The sequence below is a fragment of the Mesorhizobium sp. M0018 genome, assembly GCF_040323955.1.
Lineage (GTDB): Bacteria > Pseudomonadota > Alphaproteobacteria > Rhizobiales > Rhizobiaceae > Mesorhizobium.
Genome location: NZ_JAMYVL010000028.1, coordinates 14,073 through 34,504 on the forward strand (window position 1 = coordinate 14,073; position 20,432 = coordinate 34,504).

Annotated in this window: 8 protein-coding genes; 3 read left to right on the forward strand and 5 right to left on the reverse strand. The window is 64.1% G+C overall.

All coding sequences use genetic code 11. The features are described from left to right. Positions 1 to 24 precede the first annotated feature (24 nt). From NKJ81_RS28235 to NKJ81_RS28255, 5 genes are all read right to left on the reverse strand, one after another. Positions 25 to 1,182, reverse strand: a complete 1,158-nt coding sequence (locus NKJ81_RS28235; protein WP_352473527.1) for an ABC transporter permease — start codon at positions 1,180 to 1,182, stop codon at positions 25 to 27. Between the two features lie 12 nt (positions 1,183 to 1,194). Next, the gene (locus NKJ81_RS28240; RefSeq protein WP_352453204.1) at positions 1,195 to 2,229 is read right to left on the reverse strand and encodes an ABC transporter permease; all 1,035 of its coding nucleotides are present in this window, start codon (positions 2,227 to 2,229) and stop codon (positions 1,195 to 1,197) included. A gap of 221 nt (positions 2,230 to 2,450) precedes the next feature. Beyond that, complete coding sequence (locus NKJ81_RS28245; RefSeq protein ID WP_352473524.1) at positions 2,451 to 4,103, reverse strand: ABC transporter substrate-binding protein; 1,653 nt, start codon at positions 4,101 to 4,103, stop codon at positions 2,451 to 2,453. Positions 4,104 to 4,363: 260 nt separating this feature from the next. Continuing rightward, positions 4,364 to 10,414 (reverse strand): translocation/assembly module TamB domain-containing protein, encoded by a 6,051-nt coding sequence (locus tag NKJ81_RS28250; RefSeq protein ID WP_352542436.1) that lies wholly within the window; start codon positions 10,412 to 10,414, stop codon positions 4,364 to 4,366. Beyond that, positions 10,414 to 12,339, reverse strand: coding sequence for an autotransporter assembly complex protein TamA (locus tag NKJ81_RS28255; RefSeq protein WP_352542437.1), 1,926 nt, complete (start codon positions 12,337 to 12,339; stop codon positions 10,414 to 10,416). The genes NKJ81_RS28250 and NKJ81_RS28255 overlap by 1 nt, the downstream gene beginning before the upstream one ends. Before the next feature lie 273 nt (positions 12,340 to 12,612). Between NKJ81_RS28255 and NKJ81_RS28260 the strand changes: the two genes are divergently transcribed. From NKJ81_RS28260 to pbpC, 3 genes are read left to right on the forward strand one after another with little or no spacing between them, the layout of a single operon-like run. Beyond that, on the forward strand, positions 12,613 to 18,093 hold the full coding sequence (locus tag NKJ81_RS28260) for an alpha-2-macroglobulin family protein (protein WP_352542438.1): 5,481 nt from the start codon (positions 12,613 to 12,615) through the stop codon (positions 18,091 to 18,093). A 10-nt stretch (positions 18,094 to 18,103) separates the two neighbouring features. Further along, on the forward strand, positions 18,104 to 18,283 hold the full coding sequence (locus NKJ81_RS28265) for a hypothetical protein (protein WP_352542439.1): 180 nt from the start codon (positions 18,104 to 18,106) through the stop codon (positions 18,281 to 18,283). An 11-nt stretch (positions 18,284 to 18,294) separates the two neighbouring features. Next, positions 18,295 to 20,385: a penicillin-binding protein 1C gene (gene pbpC, locus NKJ81_RS28270; RefSeq protein ID WP_352542440.1), complete on the forward strand. Its 2,091-nt coding sequence runs from the start codon at positions 18,295 to 18,297 to the stop codon at positions 20,383 to 20,385. Positions 20,386 to 20,432 lie beyond the last annotated feature (47 nt).

The window sequence follows — 20,432 nt, forward strand, 5'->3', positions numbered from 1 at the left end:
TCCCGGCGTCAATCTTTGCCGGCATCAATCCTTCATAGACTGTTCGCGCAGCGAATCCGCCAGGAGGTTGAGGCCAAGCACGAACGACATCAATGCGATCGTCGGCGGCAGCGCCGGGTGGATGAAGGAGCGCAGCAGCCGGCTTGCATCCTTGATCGCCGTGCCCCAGTCCGGGCTTTCCGGCGCCAGTCCCAGCCCGAAATAGCCGAGCGTACCGAGCAGGATCGTGGTGTAGCCGATGCGCAGGCAGGCGTCGACGATAAGCGGCCCGCGCGCATTGGGCAATATCTCCCACAGCATGATGTACCAGGGCGATTCACCGCGCGTTTGTGCCGCCGCAACATAGTCGCGCGTTTTGATATCCATGACCAGGCCGCGCACGATGCGGAACACGCCGGGGCTGGAGGCGAACACCACCGCCACGAAGATGTTGAGCTGGTTGGGATCGATGTGGATGATCTTGAACGGATCGGCATCGAAGACAAGGCCTGCATAGATCCAGCCGCCAAGTACCAACGTCAGGCCAAGCAGGATATAGAGGCGGTCGGGGCGGTTCTTGTAGCGCGTCCAGAACAGCACACTGAAGAAGATGATCGGAAACAGGAAGAACAGCCCTGCCATCGCGTAGGGGATCGGCGTGTCCATGATACCCGGCGTCACCAGCAGGTAAAACAGGAGGATCACCGGGAAGGCCAGCACAAGGTTGGCGAGGAAGGACAGCACCGTATCGATCTTGCCGCCATAATAGCCGGCCGGCAGGCCGAGCGTAATGCCGACCATCAGCGCAAAACCGGTCGCCGCCGGCGCGATGATCAGCACGATCTGGCTGCCATAGACCATGCGGGAGAACACGTCCCGGGCGAGCTTGTCGCCGCCGAAATAGTATACAAGTTTCGACGCCGGCTCGATTGCGCCCGGCAGCGCGTCCTTCATGATCGGCACTTGGGCGAGCGGATCGAAGGGCGAGATGGTCGACGCGAAGATCGCCGTAAACAGCCAGAACAGGCAGATGCCGACGCCGACGATGCCGACGCCGCTGTCGAAAAGCTGGCCGTAAAGCCCTAGCTTCTTCTTGTAGCCGAAGCTCGCCCCCATCACCAGGGCGAGAGCGATCCAGACCGGCCAGAAGCGGGCAAGCACGCCGAGTACGACGTTGAAGGCGCTGAGATATTCGACCTGCATCCGCCCGGTCTCCTATTGAACTCTGATGCGCGGATTGAGGAACGCGTAGCCGACATCGGAGATGAGCTGTGTGATCAGGACGATAAACACCGAGACCAGCGAGCAGCCGAGCAGAAGATCGATGTCGTTGTTGCCGGCGGCCTCGACCAGGGTGTAGCCGAACCCCTGGTAGCGAAACATCACCTCGACGATGACGACGCCGGTGAGCAGCCAGGGGAACTGCAGCATGATGACCGTGAATGGCGCGATCAGGGCGTTGCGCAGAGCGTGCTTTATCACCACGCTGCCGAAGGAGAGGCCCTTCAGCCGGGCGGTTCGGATATATTGCTGGGTCATCACCTCGACCATCGAGGCGCGGGTCATGCGAGCGATGTAGCCGATGCCGTAGATCGCCAGCGTCATCACCGGCAAGGTGAAATTATAGAAGGTGATGCCCTGGCTGGCCGAGGCCGCCGAACCGTTCAGCACGCCGAGCCAGGAGGCAAAGATCACGGTGAAGATGACGCCCGAAACATATTCGGGCGTCGCCGTCGAGGCGATCGAAGCCACCGACAATGTGCGGTCGGTGCGTGAACCCTCGCGCATACCGGCGAGAATACCTATCAAAAGCGAGATCGGCACCATTACGGCCAGCACGCAGAGCATCAGGATGCCGGTGGCGCTGAGCGCCGGAAAGAGTTTCGAAGCGACCGTCGTCTTGAACTTGGTCGAGCAACCGAAATCGCCTTGCAGGATGCCGGAGAATGTCGGCACGACCGGATCGTTGCAGAAGGAGAAACGCTGTGCGGGCTTGCCGGTCGCCGGGTCGGTCACCGGCTGCTTGGGCATGATGCCCAGCCATTGACCGTAGCGGATAAAGAAATTCTGCCGATAGCCATGGTTGACCAGCCAAGCCTCAAGCTGCTCGGCGGATGTGTGCATTTCGGTCTGGCTGATCGCGAGCTTCTTCAGATTAGGCCCGAGATTGACCAGGAAGAAGACGATCATCGTCAGGCACAGCATCGTCACTGCCATGGTGCCGAGACGCCTGATAACGAAAGAAAGCATGGCGGTCCCCTGCCGGTCGGGTTGGGGGGTGGAACCGGTTTGCAAGCCGTGCGCTGCCGCCAGCGGCAGAACAAGCCTTCAGACCAGTCCCAGATGCAATACCCTTTTTATTGCAGACCCAGGCCGAAGAGTCCGCAACTTTTTGCCGCGCCGACTTTCGGACCAAGGACCATGCAAAGAGCGAGGGAAAGGGGCGACACGCCCCTTTCCGGATCGTCCGGTCAGGCCTGGTCGAGCCAGACCTTGCCGTAGTCGCGCTCGAAGGTCGGGTGCATCTTGTAGTTCTGCACCGCCTTGACCGAATGGCTGTAGAGCTTGCGCCAATAAGGCTGGATGATAATGCCGGAATCCTGCAGGATCTGCTCGATATCCTTCATCATTTCCTTGCGCTTGGCGGCGTCGGCAACTGCCAGCGCAGCGTTGAGCTTGGCATCCCACTCCGGATTCGACCAGGCCGTCTCGTTCCAGGCCTCACCTGTGCGATAGCCGATCGCCAGAACCTGGACGCCGAGCGGCCGCATGTTCCAGTTGGTCATCGACAGCGGATACTTCGTCCAGTCGTTCCAGAAGGTCGAACCCGGCAGCACCGTACGCTTGACCTTGATGCCGGCGTCGCGCATCTGCGCGGCGATCGCATCGCCTGTGTTCTTGTGCCAGTCTTCGTCGACCGTGATCAGTTCGTGCTCGAAATCGGCCTGGCCGGCTTCCGCCATCAGCGCCTTTGCCTTGGCCGGGTCGCGAGCAATCTTCGGCAATTCATAGTATTCCGGATGGATCGGGGCGACATGGTGGTTTTCGGCAACCGTGCCGGCATTGCCGTAGCCGAGTTGCAGGACGACATTGTTGTCGACCGCGAGCTGCAGGGCGTTGCGAACCTTCTGGTCGCCGTAAGGCTTGTTGGTCACATTGGTACGGCAGACGATCGTCGAGGCGGTGACGATCTCCGACTTCACCAAATCCATGCCGTCGAGGATCGACACATAGTCGGCCGACGTCTCGAAGTTGGTGTGCACCTCGCCTGCCTCGAAAGCGCTGACCATCGCCGCCGGATCGGTGCCGTAGTCGATGAACTCGATGCCGTCGAGGAAGACGTCACCATCCCACCATTTGTTGTCTTCGCGGCGCTTGTAGACCACTTTCTGGCCGACATCGTAGGAGACCAACTCGAACGGGCCGGTTCCGATCGGGCAGGACTTGAAGTCGCCGCCCTTCTCGTCGAAGGTCTTGTGGACGATAAGGCCGGGATAGTCGCACACGTTGGGAATGAGGGCGATATCCGGCTTGCTGAGCGTCAGCTTGACCGTGTGATCGTCGACCTTGGTAACCGCGCTCTCATCCAGCTTGTCATCCTTGACCAGCGAACCGAGGCGACCGGGCATGGAATTGCCTTCGGCTTTCTTGTCGGCCCAACGCTTGAGGTTGAAGATGACGTCGTCTGCGGAGAACGGATCGCCGTTGTTCCAGGTGACGCCCTTGCGCACATGCAGCGTGTATTCGGTAGCGTCGTCATTCACGTCCCAGCTCTCCAGCAGATAGGGGCGGAACGTGTATTCGGTGGTGTATTTGACCAGCGGCTCGAGCGCCTGGCGCTCGGCATTGGCGATTTCCGACCAGTCGGCCTTGCGCGGATCCTTCGGATCCTTGATCCATTGCGCGACCTTCAATACGCCGCCTTTCTTGCCCTGGACCTCTTCCGCCTTGGCCGGCGTCGGGTCTGCAAGGCCAAGCATGCCATAGGCCATCGCCGTCGACGCGCCGAAGACGCTGGCGAGAGCTAGAAATTCGCGACGATCCATCTTGCCTGCCTTGGCGTCTTCGGCCATGGCCAGGATGTGATCGGGAACGCGGTCGCCGTTACTCTTGTAGATCGTCATGACTTACTCCCATTGTTGGCTTTCTGCCTTTTAACATTCCGCATCCTCGCCATGATGTCAAAGACGGCAGGGATTGGGAACATGCCAAGGAATGTGCAACTTTGAAAGCAGGGCGGTTCGCGCGATAACGACAGTCTTGGCGCAAATTTGCTACTGCGCCAGGGATTTCGTCCGAAATCCCCACAGGCAATTAAACTGGGACATTCGCCGCTGCGCCACTCGTTCTCAGGCAACCAGTTGTTCTGCGCGAACGGCCGGTTTCAATATTCCCGTTCGTAGAAAACACCGCCTTTTGCTTCGCCGGCGTCGGTTGCCTCGCCACGCAGCTTGACGCCGCGCCCAACGTCGAGATCGACGGTTGCCTTGCCCGAGCCCGGCCTGTCGCCCTTCTGGATCGTCACATAGGTACGGTCGTTGAGATACTTGCCCGCCGAGACGGCGGTGCCACCCTGTTCATCGGTGATTACGTCGAGATCGTCGACGCCGATTGCGCTGCGCAGGTTCTGCAGCAGTGAGGTCGAGCCGCCGACGCCGGCCAGTTGTCCGGCAGCCTCGGCAAGCTGCGCGATCTGCAGCGGCGACAGGTTCGACATCGAACGGCCGAAGATCAGCTGCGCCAGCACCTCATCCTCCGGCAACGCGGGTACCGAGGAGAAGGTGAATTTCGGGTTGTTCGCCTCGCCTGACACCACGATAGTCACGGTGGCGCTGGTCGTCTTCGATTGCGCCGTGAGATTGAGGTAGGGCACCAGAGAGCCGGAAAAGCCGACGGTGCCTTCCGTGAAGGTCAGCCGCTTGGCAAGGATCGTCAACCGTCCGCGCCGCAAGGTGAAGGTGCCGACCGCCTGGGGTGACGATGCCGGGCCGGTCAGCCGCAGCGAACCGCCGAGCTCGGCGTCGACACCCCTGCCCTGGATGAAGATCTGGCTCGGCGCATTGACCGTGACGTCGAGATTGAGGCCGTTGCCGCCGCCGCCACTGCTTGCAGCGGCCGGGCGCAACGCCTTGTCCTGCGCACGCACGGCGGCCGGCGCATTCTTGTGCTTGACGTTGAGCTCGGCCAGCGAGCCGGGCAGCTTTTCGGGTACGGTGATGACGGTCTTGGCCAGGTTGACCGTACCGGAAATCACCGGCGCGGAGGTGAGCGGTCCCTTGACGGTCAGGTCGCCGCCAAGATTGGCGGTGACCACCTTGCCGTCGGTATAGCGGCCATCGACGAGCTTGACCGACAGGTCGGCCGGAAAACCTTTTGCCGGATCGATGCCGACGGTGCCGCTGGCCGAAAGGCTGCCGCGTGTCGACAGCGTGCCGGTCAGGCGGTTGATCCTGGCCACGCCATTGCCGATAGCGACATCGGCAGTGATGTCGTTGATCGCAAGCCCCGATCGCGCATCGACCAGACGGGCGCCCGACGTGCGGACCGTGCCTGAGATCACCGGCGACGTCGCCGGGCCGCGCACCTGCACATCGACGTCGGCCGTGCCGCTGAGGGACAGGCCTTGCGCGGCGAGTGTCCTGGTGAGGAAGGCGAACGGCACCTTGCCGGAAAAGTTGAGATCAAGGGTGGGCGCGCCTGATGTCGTCATCGTGCCGCCGCCCTTGAGGCCGAGGCCGGCGGCATCGCTCATGTTGGCGTCGAAGGTCAGTCTGTTGCCCGAATACGTACCTGAGGATGAAACGCCAATGCCGCCGAAACCTGCACCACGGGTCTGCGACGTCTGAACGCCTGCGGCGTCGATCTTGAAGGCAACGGCCGGATTGGCCGGCGCGCCCGTCACCTTCACCGTGCCCGAGATGGAACCGGCGGCATCGAGGCCCGGCGAAAAACTGTTGGCTATCGAGATCGGGACGCGGGCCAGCGTCGCGTTGAGGTCGAACGCCTGCCCAGCCTTGCCCGTGACCGTCGCCGTGCCGCCGCCGAGGTTGAGCACCAGCCTGTCGAGGCTGGTCACTCCATTGGCGATGTTGATGGTCGAGGCCTGGGCGATGGCCGCCTTGATGCCGCGGATGGTCGCCTCGCCGGAGGCAAGTTCGACCGTCGTCGTGCCCTTGACCGCCTTGACCCGGCCGGCCGCCCTCAGCGGAATATCCTTGACGGTGGCGCCACCGGAAAAGCCGGTCCATTCGCCGTCGCGCTTGAGATCGACGTTGACGCCCCGAATAGCCGTTCCGCCGGAAGTTACGCTGTCGGCACGGATTTTGCCCGAGATCACCGGTGCCGCCAGATAGTTGGCGATCAGCGCATCGATGCTCACGGCCTTGGCCGAGACATCGCCGCGCGAGATCGAGGCCGTCGTCGCCTTGACGGCGACTTGCGGCACGGTACCCGCCTTGGAGAAGGCGATCGTGCCGCGCACATCGCCATCGGCCTTTTCCAGTGCCAGGGCCGCAAGCGGACCGATATCGGGCAGGTCGAGCGCCACGGTGCCGGCCGGAACGAAGGAATCGTCGAGCGCCAGGTCGCCGGAGATACGGTTCTTGCCGAGCGACAGCAAAAGCCCGTTGATGGCGCGTTTGCCGTCCGATGTCGCCAGCACGGCGCTGCCCTGCAGCGGTTGGCCGCCGACATTTCCGGTGAGTCGCACATTCGCAGCCGGGTTGGCGGCATCAGCCTTGCCGGTGGCAGTAAGCTTCAGACCGGTGATCTCGCGCGCCGCGACCGAAAGCCTGTCGCTGTTGACAGTCAGCGACAGATCCGGCGCGATGCTGGCACCTTGCGCATTCAGCGCGAAAGAGATGGCGCCTTTGGCGTCCTTGGATAGCAGCGAGACGTCGCCTAGCGCGCCTTTGACGTCGGCGCTGAGCTTGTTGTCGGCAAGGCTCGCCTGGCCGTCTGCCGTCAGCGAACCGGACGACAGCCTGACGGTATTGGCGGTGACACTGCCATTGGCGTCCCGCTTCAGCGCGGCACTGAATTGCGTTCGCTCGGCGAGCACGCCACGTACCGCCCCCGGCAGTGCCGCCGAGGCGGCGTCCGCCTTGACATTGAGGTCGACGGCGCCGTCGGCCAGCGAGACCCGCCCTTTGAAGCCGCTGTTCAACGCGTCGCTGGTCACCGTGCCGCTATCGATGACGATGGCATCGGCGGCAAGGCTGCCGGCGAGTTTGGCGGTGACCTTGCCGGCGATCAGCGGCGCGATAGTCGGATTGTCGAGGCCGATTTTTTCGGCAGTCACGGTGCCGGAGATCGGCCCGCTCCGGGCTTTCACATCAAAGCGATCGGAGTGCAGCGCAAGCGTGATGCCCTCGATCATAGCTAGATTGGTGGCGGCCGATGGCAGCGTCGCGGAAATGTCGAGCTTCGGCTGGGCGCCCTGCCCGGCCGCCGTTAGCGATATCGCCTGTAGCTCGAGCTTGATCGGGCTCTCCTTGCTGCCAAGCGACAACGGCAGGCTCGGACCGGTAGAGGCCAGGTGGAGCGAAAAATCGCTGGCACCGTTCGGATTGATGGTGCCGGCTGCCTTGCCGGAGATCTTCTCGCCGGCAAGCGTCGCCTGCTCGATGGCCAGGCCGCTGGCCGACGAGAAACGGCCTGCTGCGTCGAGATCCAGCGGCCCGAGCCCAGCCTGCCGGGTCTGGCTGGTTTCGGCGCCGTTGAGCCGGGCGGTGAAGCGAATATCTGGGGCAGCCGACGATCCGGTGACCTGCGCGGTGCCGCTGAGCACGCCCACGGCATCGAGACCCGGTGAAAAATCATTGGCAAGCGCTGCCGGCACCGCCGACAAGGTGGCAGCGAGATCAAGCGTCTGGCCGGCCGTACCCGACACGGCAACCGAACCACCGCCGACACCGAGCGCCAATTTCTCTATGCTCACCCTGCCATTGGCGATTGTCAGCGCTGATGGCTGCGCGACAGCTGCCTTGATGCCGCGGATGGTCGCCTCGCCCGAGGCAAGCTCGATGCTGGTGGTGCCGTTCGCAACCCTGACCCACCCGGACGCGCTGGCCGGAATGCCGGCGACCGTGGCGCCGCCGCTAAAGCCGGTCCAGTCGCCATCGCGCTTCAGGTCGACATCGATGCCGCTGATCACCGTGGGTCCGGAGGTGATCGTGTCGGCCTTGATCTTGCCGGCGATTGCCGGTGCTTTGAGATAATTGGCGACCAGCGCGTTGACGGCGATTGTCTTCGCCGCCAGTTCGCCGCGCGAAATCACGGTGCTCGTCGCATCGATCGCGACCGTCGGCGCTCCGTTGTCGTTCGCAAAGCGGATGGTGCCGCGCACGTCGCCGGCTACCGACTGGCCTGTGAGTGCGGCCAGCGGAGCAATATCGGCGGCATCGAGGGTCAACGTGCCGAGCGGCAGCAGGTTGTCGTCGAGCCCGAGGTCGCCGGAGACCTTGTTGTCGGCTAACGAGACGGCAAGTCCATTGATGGAGCGCTTGCCGTCGGTTGTGACCAGCGATGCCTTGAGGTCGAGCGGCTGGTCGTCGACCGAGCCGGTCAGCGAGACATCGGCGGCGGGACTGGCGATATCGGCCTTGCCGCTCGCGCTCAGCTTGATCTGCTTCACCGTATGGCCGGACGCCGTCAGGCTGTCGCTGTTGGCCGAAACCGAGAAATCCGGTGCGCTGCGCGCGCCGCTTGCGGTAAGCCCGAAACCGACGGCGCCGCCGACGTTGGCGCCGACCAGCGGCGACAGCACCGACACGTCGCCCAGCGTACCCTTGATATCGGCTCGGATATCGGTGCCTTGCACACTGGCGGTGCCGCTGGCGCTAAGCGTACCGGAGGTGAGTTGCAATGCGTTGGCGGCGAACGCACCGTCCGGGTCGCGTGTCGCGGTTGCGGAAAACTGCACGCGCTCACCGAGAACCGAGCTGATTTGCGGCGGCAGCGCCGTCGAAGCCGCGTCGGCATTCATCTTGAGCGTCATCGACAGATCGGCAAGCGCCACTGTGGCTGTTACGGACGCATTGAGCGCGTCGCTGCGTAGCGTGCCTTTATCGACGACAATCTGTTCCTTGCTGACGGAGCCGGCGAGACCGGCGCTGACCCTGCCCGTTATCAGCGGCGCCAAAGTCGCGACGTCGGTGTTCAGGCCGGCCGCCGTCAGCTTGATGGTGACCGGCCCGCTACGGTTCTGGATGTCGAAACCATCGGAATGCACTTGCCCGATCAGGTCGTCCACCCGCGTGCCGCCCGCCACCACCGAGACCAGCGACGCGCTGATATCCATCATCGGCGCCTTGCCATCGCCGAAAGCGCGGGCCGTGGCATCCTTGATTGCCACGGTTATCGGTTGCGCCTCGCTGCCGAGGCTGAGCACGATCGGCGGCCCCTTTGCGGCGAGCTTCACCGAAAGGTCGCTGGCGCCGTTCGGATCGACAATGCCGGCAGCGGTCGCGTGCAAGGCGCCGCTGTCGATATTGGCGCGCTCGACATCGACGCCGCCGGCCGCGGTCGCCGTGCCGGCGAGGTCGAAGGTGGTCTTGCCGGCAAACAGCGGTTTCAGGGTTTCGGGCAGGAAGCGCTCGAATTCGCCATCGCCGTTGGCCTCGACATAATGACCCTTGTCGGTGAGCTGATGGCGACCGGTAAGCTGGGTGACGATCCGGCCGTCGACAACGAAGGTCCCGATGCCATTCCAGTTGGCGAGCGGTCCGGTGCCGGAAACGACAATGTTGACCGGCGGCGCGCCCGGCAGGTTGAGCAGGTTGGCGATGATGCCGCCGGCCGGCTCGGATGCCTTAAGGTCGAGGTCGAGCTTGTTGTCGGCCGGCGCGAAATGGGCTTTGGCGTCGACCGTGCCTTGCTTGCCGTCGTGGCGAACGATGTTGAGGTTGGTCTCGATCGCCAATGGTGAGGCGTCCGCCTTGAGCGCTCCCTTGGCTGCAAGTTCGGCGACACCGCTGCCGGCCAGAGCCTGCCCGAGCGCGATTTCGGGAAGGTCGAGTTGCCTGACGTCGATGGAAACCGGCAGCGTCGTCGCTCCGCTCTGGCTCGACTGTGTAGTGGCCACCGGCAGCCTTGCCAACTCGATACGCTCGGCCCCAATGCGATCGGCGCTGAAGCTCTTCGACAGGAGTGCCAGCGGCGACCAGTCGACGGCCACGTTGCGCGCCACCATCCAGGCGCCTTCGCGATCCTCCAGAATGACATGATCGACCCTCAGCGCGCCCGACCAGATGCCTTCGATGCCGACGACAGTCACCTTGCGATCACCGGTCGAGGCCATGGTCGAGATGATGCCGGCAAGGTTTTCGCGGCCGCGCTCGGTTTTGGTCAGCACGACGACCGCCCCCACCGCCGCTGCCACGACGATGAGCAGCGTGTAGAAAAGAATACGGAGGATGCGCCTGAATATTGCCATCAGAATGCCTGGCCGATGCCGGCATAAATGCCGAAATGAGGATCGTCAGGACCGCGGTTGAGAGGCACCGCCGCGTCGACGCGCAGCGGCCCGAACGCCGTCAGATAGCGCAAGCCTACACCCGCGCCGACCTTCATGTCCGAAAAATCGGGGACCTGCCTGGTCGACACCGTGCCGGCATCGACGAACGGCACGACGCCGATCTTGTCGGTGACGGCGATGCGCATCTCGACCGAGGTCTCGAAGAAGGAAAGCCCGCCGATCGGCTCTCCATTGCTGTCCTTCGGGCCGATGCCTTGATAGGCATAGCCGCGCACCGAACCGCCGCCGCCTGAGTAGAAGCGTCGATCTGCCGGAACATCTTGAAGACTGGCGCCGATGATAGAGCCGATGGCGACACGTTCGGCGAAAACGAATTTCGAGGCCGAATCGAGTGACTGGTAGGCCGACCCCTCGCCCTTCAGCTTGACAAACGCAGCCCCGCTCAAAATGTCGTAGCTCGGCTCGCCATAGGCCAGCACCCTGAAGCCCCGGGTCGGATTGAGCTTGCTGTCGCGATTGTCGTAGACATATTGCAGTGGAATGCTGGCGATCAGATAGGTGTGCTTGCCGAAAGCGTCGTGGATCCTCGAATAATCCAGCGCGACTTGCGCGGAAACCGTCTGCTTCTTGTCCAGTTCGTAGGATAGGCCGGTGCTGCCCTTGACCGAGAAATGGTCGTAGGCGTCGGGGTGTTGCAGCACGGTATTGACGCTGGCAATGAATTTCGACGCCGGCCCGACCACGCCCGGCTTTTCGAACATGACGCCGGCATTGTAATTGAGCTGGGTCAAGTCGTTGCTGCCGATGCCGCTGATCTTGCCGTCGATGCGCAGCTTTTCGGCGCGGCCAAACAGATTGCGATGCCCCCAATAGCCTTCGAGGCCCAGCCCTTCGGTGTTTGAGAAGCTGCCGCCAATGCCGAAATAGCGCGGCTTGCGTTCGCTTACCTGGACACCGATCGGGATGTTGCCCTCGGCGTCGAGAGCGTCGGCTTCCTTCACCGTCACGCTGTTGAAGACCTCGAGCCCGAGCAGCCGGTCGCGCGCATCGTCGATCTCATCGGGCGAATATTGGCGGCCGCGCTTAAGGCCGGTCATATATTCGGTGAAGTCGCGGTCGACCTTTTCCGTGCCCTCGACAGTGGTGTCGCCATAGCCGGCGACCGGGCCGGCCGCGACGGCAAGCGTCACGTCGAGCGTCGAACCAGCGTGCTCGGCGACGATCTCGCGGCCCGTCACCTTGGCCAGCGGCCTGCCTTCTTGCTTGAGTGCCCGCACGATCGCCGCCTCGGCCTTGAGCACGGCGCCCGAACTGGCGTCACCGCCGGCGATCAGACCGAAATCGGCACTTGCCAGCCCCGCCGCATCGCCTTCCAGCCTGATGTTGCCAAGCGTGAATTTCGGCCCGGCTGCTATGCTTATCACCACCGGTATCGGCTGCGGACCCGAAAACTCGGCATCGGGCGGCAGATCGTCGAGCGGCTTGCCCTGAATAGTGATGGTGACGACACCCTCGTAGCGGGCGTCACTGTAGAGTGCGGCAACAAGTTGCTCACGGTCGCTGCGCGCCTTGGCCAGCAGGCCGAGAGAACCGGATACCGGGTGTTCCTCGTCGGCCTTCAGCGCCGAGGCGTTTTCGAGCTTCTCGGCGAGATCCTTGTCGGCGTCCGGCGCCTCGATCGTCACCGCATAGCGCAGCGGGTCGACGATATCGGCATCTTCGTCTTTGGATCCCCACAGCTTGATGCCGAAAATCTCGAAGGCCGCCGCACTTCCGGTTTCGGCAACAAGTGCCGTAGAGCACAACAATGCGAAAAGCAGGGCGCGCGAAAGCGCGCGCCGTGGCGCGGTTCCTCCCGACATCTGCCTTTCATACGCCGGCATTACGCTCCTAGCCTAGCTCGCAAACCTAAAATTGGAATGAAGTTCTGAAGCACTCGTAAAGGGGCCACAATCCAATTGCTGAAATAGACAGGGCTTGGAACTCACACCTTCTGCGTCGCCGCAAGAAAGCGTGATCCCCTGTCCTATGGAGCTACTACCGGTCACCGGCCGGAAAGCAAACCGTTGGCAGGCGGATCCTGCCGCGTCCCGATGTTGACAAGCGCGACTGAAGCTTGAAGATTTCTGGACGTAAGCACTTGTCTGGAGGGGTTTATGGCAATGCGCGCGGCTCGTGGTCTATCGATTCTTTTCCTTCTCTTTTTTGCCTGGAGCGGTGTCGCGCAAGCGGCCGAAGCCCGGCGGGTGGTGACATCGGACAATTCCGACTATTTCGGTTTCGATCTCAGATCCGACCAGAATGTCAGCCTCGACCAGTGCAAGACCACCTGCCTCGGCGACCCGGCCTGCCGCGCCTTCACCTACAACCTCAAGGCCAAATGGTGCTTCCTTAAATCCGACTACAATTCGTTGAAACCCTTCGGCGGCGCCGTCGCCGGCAAGATCGTCAACATCGATGGCGATCCCGACATCGGCGCTCCACCCGAACTCGCCTTCTTCCCCAAATGGATGGCCGACCAGGCCCAGCAATACCGCAACAAGCTCACAGGCCCAACCTACACCAAGCCGACAGAAGGGCTGACGGCGCTGAGGGCCGCCGCCGAACAGTCGGCGCTGACGGGCGACCATCGCTCGGCCATGCACAAATACGAAGCGGCGGTTTCGGTGCTGCCGGATGATGGCCAGCTCTGGCTCGAGCTGGCGCGCGAAACGCTTGCCGTCCATCCGACCGCCAACAGCTCGGAGCCGTCGACCCTGCCGGCGAACGCCACTTCCGCTGCCTTCAACGCCTACAAATTGCTGCGCACCACCAAGACGCGCGCCGACGTGCTGGCGCTGCTCGGGGACGGCCTTGATCGCCGCGATCTCTACAGGCCGGCCCTGCAGGCCTACGAGGCGAGCCTCGCTCTCGTCAATTCGCCGGCAGTCAGGGCCGCCTATCAGGATCTCAAGGCCCGCAAGGGCTTCCGCGTCATCGATCATACCGTCGATGCCGACACCAGCGCGCCACGCATCTGCGCGCAGTTCTCCGAGGAACTGGTCAAGACCGGCGTCGACTACTCGCAGTTCGTTACTGTCGACAACGCCGCTCCCAAGGGCGTCGAAGCCAAGGACAAGCAGATCTGCGTCGAAGGACTCGAGCACGGCCAACATTATGACGTGACCTTCCGCGCCGGCTTGCCGGCCGCCATTGGCGAGGTCACCGCGGCACCGGTGGTTCTGTCGATCTACGTGCAGGACCGCGCGCCTTCGGCCCGCTTCACCGGCGATAGCTTCGTGCTGCCCGCCGGCGCACGCCGCGGTATACCGGTCGTCACCGTCAACATGAATGCCGCCCAAATGAAGCTCTTCCGCATCGGCGACCGCTCGCTGGCCCAGCTTCTGTCGGGATATCAGTTCCTGCGCCAGCTTGACGGCTACGACATTTCGAACATCTCCGAACAGATGGGCGAGCCGGTCTGGCAAGGCCAGCTCGACATCGCCAACGACCTCAACAAGGAAGTCACCACCTCCTTCCCAATCGACGAGGCTTTGCCGAAGCGCAAGCCCGGCGTCTATGTGCTGACCGCACAAGCCGTCAACGATCGCAGCGACGACTATGATTCGCACGCCACGCAATGGTTCGTCGTCTCCGATATCGGCCTGTCGACCTATACCGGACAGGATGGGCTGAACGTCTTTGCCCGTTCGCTCGCAACCGCCAAGCCGATCGCCGGCGCCGAGCTGACGCTGCTGGCCAGGAACAATGAAATCCTCGGCACCGCGACCACCGACGCGGAAGGGCGGGCGGTGTTCAATCCCGGCCTGACGCGCGGCGACAGCGGCATGGCCCCGGCCGTGCTGATGGCCAAACAGGGCGACGACGATTTCGTCTTCCTCGATATGGGCCGCGCCGGCTTCGACCTGTCCGACCGTGGCGTCGCCGGACGGCCGGCACCTGGCGCGCTCGACGTCTATGCCTGGACCGAGCGCGGCATCTACCGCGCCGGCGAAGATGTCCATGTCGCGGCCCTTGCCCGCGACAGTGCCGCCAAGGCGGTCGAGAACCTGCCGCTGACCTTCATCTTCTCGCGGCCCGACGGCGTCGAGGACCGCCGCATCGTCAGCGACGGCGCATCGGCCGGCGGTCACGCTGTCGACCTGCCGCTGGAACCCAACGCCATGCGCGGCACCTGGACGGTGGCGATCCATACCGATCCCAAGCAGGCGGCGGTCGCCAGCCAGATGTTCCTGGTCGAGGACTTCGTGCCGGACCGCATCGAGTTCGACCTGTCCTCCGACAAGCAGGAGATCGCCCAGGGCGAGACCGCCAACATTACCGTCGACGGCCGCTTTCTCTACGGCGCGCCGGCCGCGGGCCTCGCGCTCGAAGGCGAATTGACGCTGTCGACCGCCCGCGATTGGGACCGCTTCAAAGGCTATTCTTTCGGTCTGGCCGACGAACAGTCGGCTGAACCGACGGTGACGCCCTTCACCGGCCTGCCGGTGGTCGGCGAGGACGGCAAGGCGACTTTCCCGGTCTCCGTCGATCAATTGCCATCCACCACCAAGCTGGTCGATGCAAAGGTCACTGTCAGGATGCGTGAAACCGGCGGCCGTGCCGTCGAGCGCTCGCTGAATATCGGCATCCGCCCGCAGGGCCACATGATCGGCATCCGCCCGGATTTCGACGACGACGAGGTGCCGCAAGGCGGCACGGCCAAGTTCAGCCTGATCGCTGTCGACCCAGACGGCAAGCGTGAGGCGCTGAAGGGCGCGCAATGGTCGCTGGTCAAGGTCGAGCGCAGCTACCAGTGGTACCGCTCGAGCAACTCCTGGAACTATGAGCCGGTCACCTTCACCAAGGCGGTGACCAACGGCCAGGTCGACCTGAGCGCCGATGGCGAGGCGACGGTGTCGCTGCCGGTCGACTGGGGCCGCTACCGGCTCGAGATCGAGACAGCGGATCCGGAAGGCCCGGCCACCAGCTACGAGTTCGACGCCGGCTGGTATGTCAGTTCCACCACCACCGAAACGCCCGACGGCCTAGAGATCGCCCTCGACAAGGATACCTATGCGGCGGGTGAAGTGGCCAAGCTCAAAGTGTCGCCGCACTTTGCCGGCGAGCTGCTCGTCACCATCGGCGCCGACAAGCTCCTGAAGACCGTCACCGCCAGCGTGCCGGCCGGCGGCAGCACCGTCGACATCCCGGTCGGCGACGACTGGGGTGCCGGCGCCTACGTCACGGCAACGCTGTTCAGGCCGGGCGATGCGCAAGAGACGCGTATGCCGGCGCGCGCCATCGGCGTCAAATGGCTGAAGCTCGATCCCGGCTCGCGGAAGCTTGCCGTCAGCTTGGCGCCGCCGGACAAGACCATGCCGCGCCAGCAGCTGTCGATCCCGGTGGCCGTAGCCGGCGTGCAGCCCGGCACCAACGCCTATGTCATGGTCGCGGCCGTCGACGTCGGCATCCTCAACCTGACCAACTACAAGGTACCGGATCCGGAGAACTGGTTCTTTGGCCAGCGCATGCTCGGTCTCGAGGTTCGCGACATCTATGGCCGGCTGATCGACGGCTCGCTGGGCACAACCGGTAAGCTGCGCACCGGCGGCGACGGCGCCAACATGCAATCGCAAGGCAGTCCGCCGACCGAAAAGCTGGTCGCCTTCTTCTCCGGCCCGGTCCAGCTCGACTCCGACGGCAAGGCGCGGATCGACTTCGACATACCGCAGTTCAACGGTACCGTGCGCGTCATGGCCGTCGCGTGGACAAAGGAAGCAGTCGGCCATGCCCAGTCCGACGTCATCGTTCGCGATCCGGTGGTGATCACCGCCGGCCTGCCGCGATTCCTGGCGCCCGGCGATTCCGCCGTCATGCGGCTCGATGTCGCCGACACCGACGGCCCTGCTGGCGACTACAAGCTGACCATCGACACGACGGGCGACCTGTCTACCGGCAGTGCCGCCTTGCCTGAAAAGCTGACGCTGGCCAAAGGCAAGCGGCAGACGCTGACCGTGCCGTTGATTGCGCGGACCGCGGGCAACGCCTCGATCACCATCAAGCTTGCGCATGCCGACGGCACCGCTGTCGAGCAGACGCTCTATGTGCCGGTGCGCCCAGCGCAACTGCCGGTGACCACCCGCATGGTCGTCGACCTCAAGGGCAATGGCGGCGCGCTGCGCGTCGACAAGGAACTGCTGGCGGCAAGCCTGCTCGATGGCGCTTCGGTCAGCGTCGGCGTTTCGCAGGCGGCTGCCTTCGATGTACCGTCGCTGCTGATGACGCTCGACCGCTATCCCTATGGTTGCGCCGAACAGACCACCAGCCGCGCCATGCCGCTTCTCTACGTCAACGAGATGGCTTCCGGCATCGGCATGGCCAGCGACCCCGATCTGCATGGCCGCGTCCAGGACGCTATCTACAAGGTGCTGAGCTACCAGGCATCGGCCGGCAGCTTCGGCCTGTGGGGTCCGGGTTCCGGCGATCTGTGGCTCGACGCCTATGTCACCGATTTCCTGACCCGGGCGCGCGAGCAGAAATACGACGTGCCGGCTTTGGCGATGAACCAGGCGCTGAGCAATCTGCAGAACGCGATCGGCTACGATCAGGACGTCCAGGATCGCGGCAGCGAGATCGCCTATGCGCTCTATGTGCTTGCCCGCAACAAGAAGGCCTCGGTCGGCGATCTGCGTTATTATGCCGACACCCAGCTCGAAGCCTTTACCAGCCCGATGGCCGTCGCCCAGTTGGCGGCGTCTCTCGCGCTCTACGGTGACACCCAGCGCTCGGAGGCAACCTTCCAGGCCGCGCTGCAACTGGCCAAGTCGACGCCCGAATATGACTATTACCGGTCCGACTATGGCTCGCCGCTGCGCGACGGCGCGGCGATCCTGGCGCTTGCCGCGGAAAGCAAGCCGGTGCCGACCATCGTGCCGGCGCTGATCCAACTAGTGACCAGGGAACGCGCCGACGCCAGGTGGACCAGCACACAGGACGAGTCCTGGATGCTGCTGGCGGCCCGCGCGCTGAAGGCCGGCAATGATTCGATCGCGCTGACCGTCAACGGCGCACCGCATGCCGGCGGCTATTCGGACCAGATCGCTGGTGGCGACCTGGCCGACAGTCCGCTGACCATCGTCAACACCGGCAGAAATCCGCTGCAGGCGGTCGTCACCACCGTGGCCTCGCCGATCCAGCCTCTGCCGGCCGGCGGCAACGGCTTTACCATCAGCCGTACCTACTACAAGCTAGACGGCACAGAGGCCAACGTGACGGAGGTCAAGCAGAACGAACGCTATGTCGTCGTGCTCAAGGTTTACGAGCAGAACACCTGGCCTTCGCGACTGCTGATCACCGACCTGTTGCCGGCCGGCTTCGAGATCGACAATCCGGGCCTGGTCTCCAGCGCCCAATTGACGAACTTCTCCTGGCTGGCGCAGACCGATGCCGCTCATCTCGAATTCCGCGACGACCGTTTCGTCGCGGCTTTCAATCCCAACGACGGCGACGGCGACCGCAACATCACGCTCGCCTACGTCGTGCGCGCGGTGACGCCGGGCACCTACGCCCACCCGGCGGCAACGATCGAGGACATGTACCGGCCGCAATATTCGGCCCGCACCGCCACCGGCATGATGGAGGTCAAGGCGCCGTAAGGATAGGAATATGGCGATGGCGCTGCCCCTCATTGCCCTGCCGGGCATTTCTCCCCGTATAGAGACGGGGAGAAAGAGCCATGCGCCGAAGTTTTCGCCGAACTTTAACGTCGCAGAAAAGGCGCCAAGGGTCGCGACAGCCCCCTTCTCCCCGTCACTAAACGGGGAGAAGGTGCCGGCAGGCGGATGAGGGGCGGCGCCATGCTCTCCAGAAAATTCCTGCGCCGAGCGGCCATCACGGGCATTTCCTTGGCCGGTCTCGCGGCAATCACCGCCTTCGGCCTCTGGCAGCTCGACCGCGCATTTCCGCCGCCGCTGCCGGCTGCTTTGACGGTCTCGACCGAGGTGCAGGACCGAGACGGCCAGCTGCTGCGCGCCTTCGCTACGCCGGATGGCTACTGGCGGCTCGCCACCAGCCTGGACCAGGTCGACAAGCAGTTCGTCGACATGCTGGTCACCTATGAGGACAAGCGTTTCTGGGATCATCAAGGCGTCGACGTGCTGGCACTGGCGCGTGCCGCCGGCCAGTTCGCGACCAGCGGCCATATCGTCTCCGGTGGTTCGACGCTGCCGATGCAACTCGCCCGGCTGATCGAACCGCGCGACAGCCGCAGCCTCGGCTCGAAGATCAAGCAGATGCTGCGCGCCCTCCAGATCGAACGGCGGCTTTCCAAGCGCGAGATCCTCGAACGCTATCTGACGCTGGCGCCCTATGGCGGCAATCTCGAAGGTGTGCGCGCCGCTTCGCTTGCCTATTTCGGCAAGGAGCCGAAACGGCTGACGGTCTCGGAGGCGGCCCTGCTCGTCGCTTTGCCGCAATTGCCGGAAAAGCGGCGCCCTGACCGCAACCTCGACGTCGCCCATGCTGCCCGCGACCGCGTGCTGACCCGCATGGTCTCGGCAGGCCTGCTCGGCGAACGTGAGGCCGCGCGTGCCGCGCTCGACGATGTGTCGGGGCTGCGGCGGACCTTGCCGGCGCTCGCTGCCCATGCGGCCTATACGATGCTGTCCAAGGCCATTCCCGGCCAGAAGCTGCAACTGACGATCCGCAAGAGTGTCCAGGAAGGGCTGGAGCAGGTGGCCAAGGATGCGGCCGCCAGGCTCGGCCCTCGCCTCTCGGTGGCCATGGTACTGGCCGATGCCCGTACCGGCGATATTCTTGGTGAGGTCGGCTCTGCCGATTTCTTCGATGCCAGCCGTTCGGGCTGGATCGACATGACCAAGGTCGTTCGCTCGCCTGGCTCGACGCTGAAGCCGTTCATCTACGGCCTCGCCTTCGAACAAGGCCTGGTGGCGCAGGAGATGCTGATCGAGGACAGCCCAGCCGATTTCTCCGGGTATCGGCCGAAGAACTTCGACATGGGCTATCAGGGCGATGTCAGCATCAGGCAGGCGCTGCAATTGTCGCTCAACGTGCCGGCGATCCGCGTGCTCGACGCGGTCGGCCCGGCCCGGCTGATGGCACGCTTTCGCCAGGCCGATGTGACCCCTATCCTGCCCGTCAACGAAGCGCCCGGCCTGGCGATCGGCCTCGGCGGCGTCGGGGTGACCCTGCGCGACCTGGTCCAACTCTATGCCGGCCTTGCCAATGGCGGCAAGGCACACACGCTGCATGACGGCACCGAGCCGGCGAATGCCGAACGCTCGACCACCACCATCCTCGACGGGCAGGCGGCCTGGCAGATCACCGACATCCTGTCAGGCGTCAAGCCTCCCCAGGGTGCCGCCCAACGCGGCATCGCCTACAAGACCGGCACCTCCTACGGCTATCGCGACGCCTGGTCGGTCGGCTTCGACGGCCGCTACGTGCTCGGCGTCTGGGTCGGCCGCCCCGACGCCGGTGCGGTGCCCGGCCTGTCCGGCTATGTCTCGGCTGCGCCCATCCTGTTCGAAGGCTTTGTCCGTTCCGGCCTGGCCGCCGTACCACTGCCGAGCCAGCCGTCCGGCGTCCGGCGTCCGAAACGCGAGGAACTGCCGGTGACGCTGACGCGCTTCGGCGCCGGCACCGATGGGCTGGTGCAGGCGACGCCGACCGAACCTGCGCCAACCATCATCTTTCCGCCCGACGGCGCTCGCGTCGATCTCGGCACTTCCTCGGCCGACGCCTCGCCGCTGGTGCTCAAGCTGCAAGGCGGCCGCGCACCATTCCGCTGGCTGGCCAACGGCAAGCCGCTGGTCGGCATCGACCGGCGGCGCACCGCGACCTGGCAGCCGGACGGCGCCGGCTATTCGACCCTGACCGTGATCGACGCGGCGGGACGCGCGGCCAGTGTGAAGGTTTTCGTCGAGTGAAAGTTTCCCTTGAATAATTTCCGGCAGGTGATTCAGGGGATTGGGTT

Coding starts and splice junctions, on each gene's coding strand:
- NKJ81_RS28250 (WP_352542436.1), bottom strand. CDS start 10,414: ATGGCAATATTCAGGCGCATCCTCCGTATTCTTTTCTACACGCTGCTC.
- NKJ81_RS28235 (WP_352473527.1), bottom strand. CDS start 1,182: ATGCAGGTCGAATATCTCAGCGCCTTCAACGTCGTACTCGGCGTGCTT.
- NKJ81_RS28260 (WP_352542438.1), top strand. CDS start 12,613: ATGGCAATGCGCGCGGCTCGTGGTCTATCGATTCTTTTCCTTCTCTTT.
- NKJ81_RS28265 (WP_352542439.1), top strand. CDS start 18,104: ATGGCGATGGCGCTGCCCCTCATTGCCCTGCCGGGCATTTCTCCCCGT.
- NKJ81_RS28240 (WP_352453204.1), bottom strand. CDS start 2,229: ATGCTTTCTTTCGTTATCAGGCGTCTCGGCACCATGGCAGTGACGATG.
- pbpC (WP_352542440.1), top strand. CDS start 18,295: ATGCTCTCCAGAAAATTCCTGCGCCGAGCGGCCATCACGGGCATTTCC.
- NKJ81_RS28255 (WP_352542437.1), bottom strand. CDS start 12,339: ATGCCGGCGTATGAAAGGCAGATGTCGGGAGGAACCGCGCCACGGCGC.
- NKJ81_RS28245 (WP_352473524.1), bottom strand. CDS start 4,103: ATGACGATCTACAAGAGTAACGGCGACCGCGTTCCCGATCACATCCTG.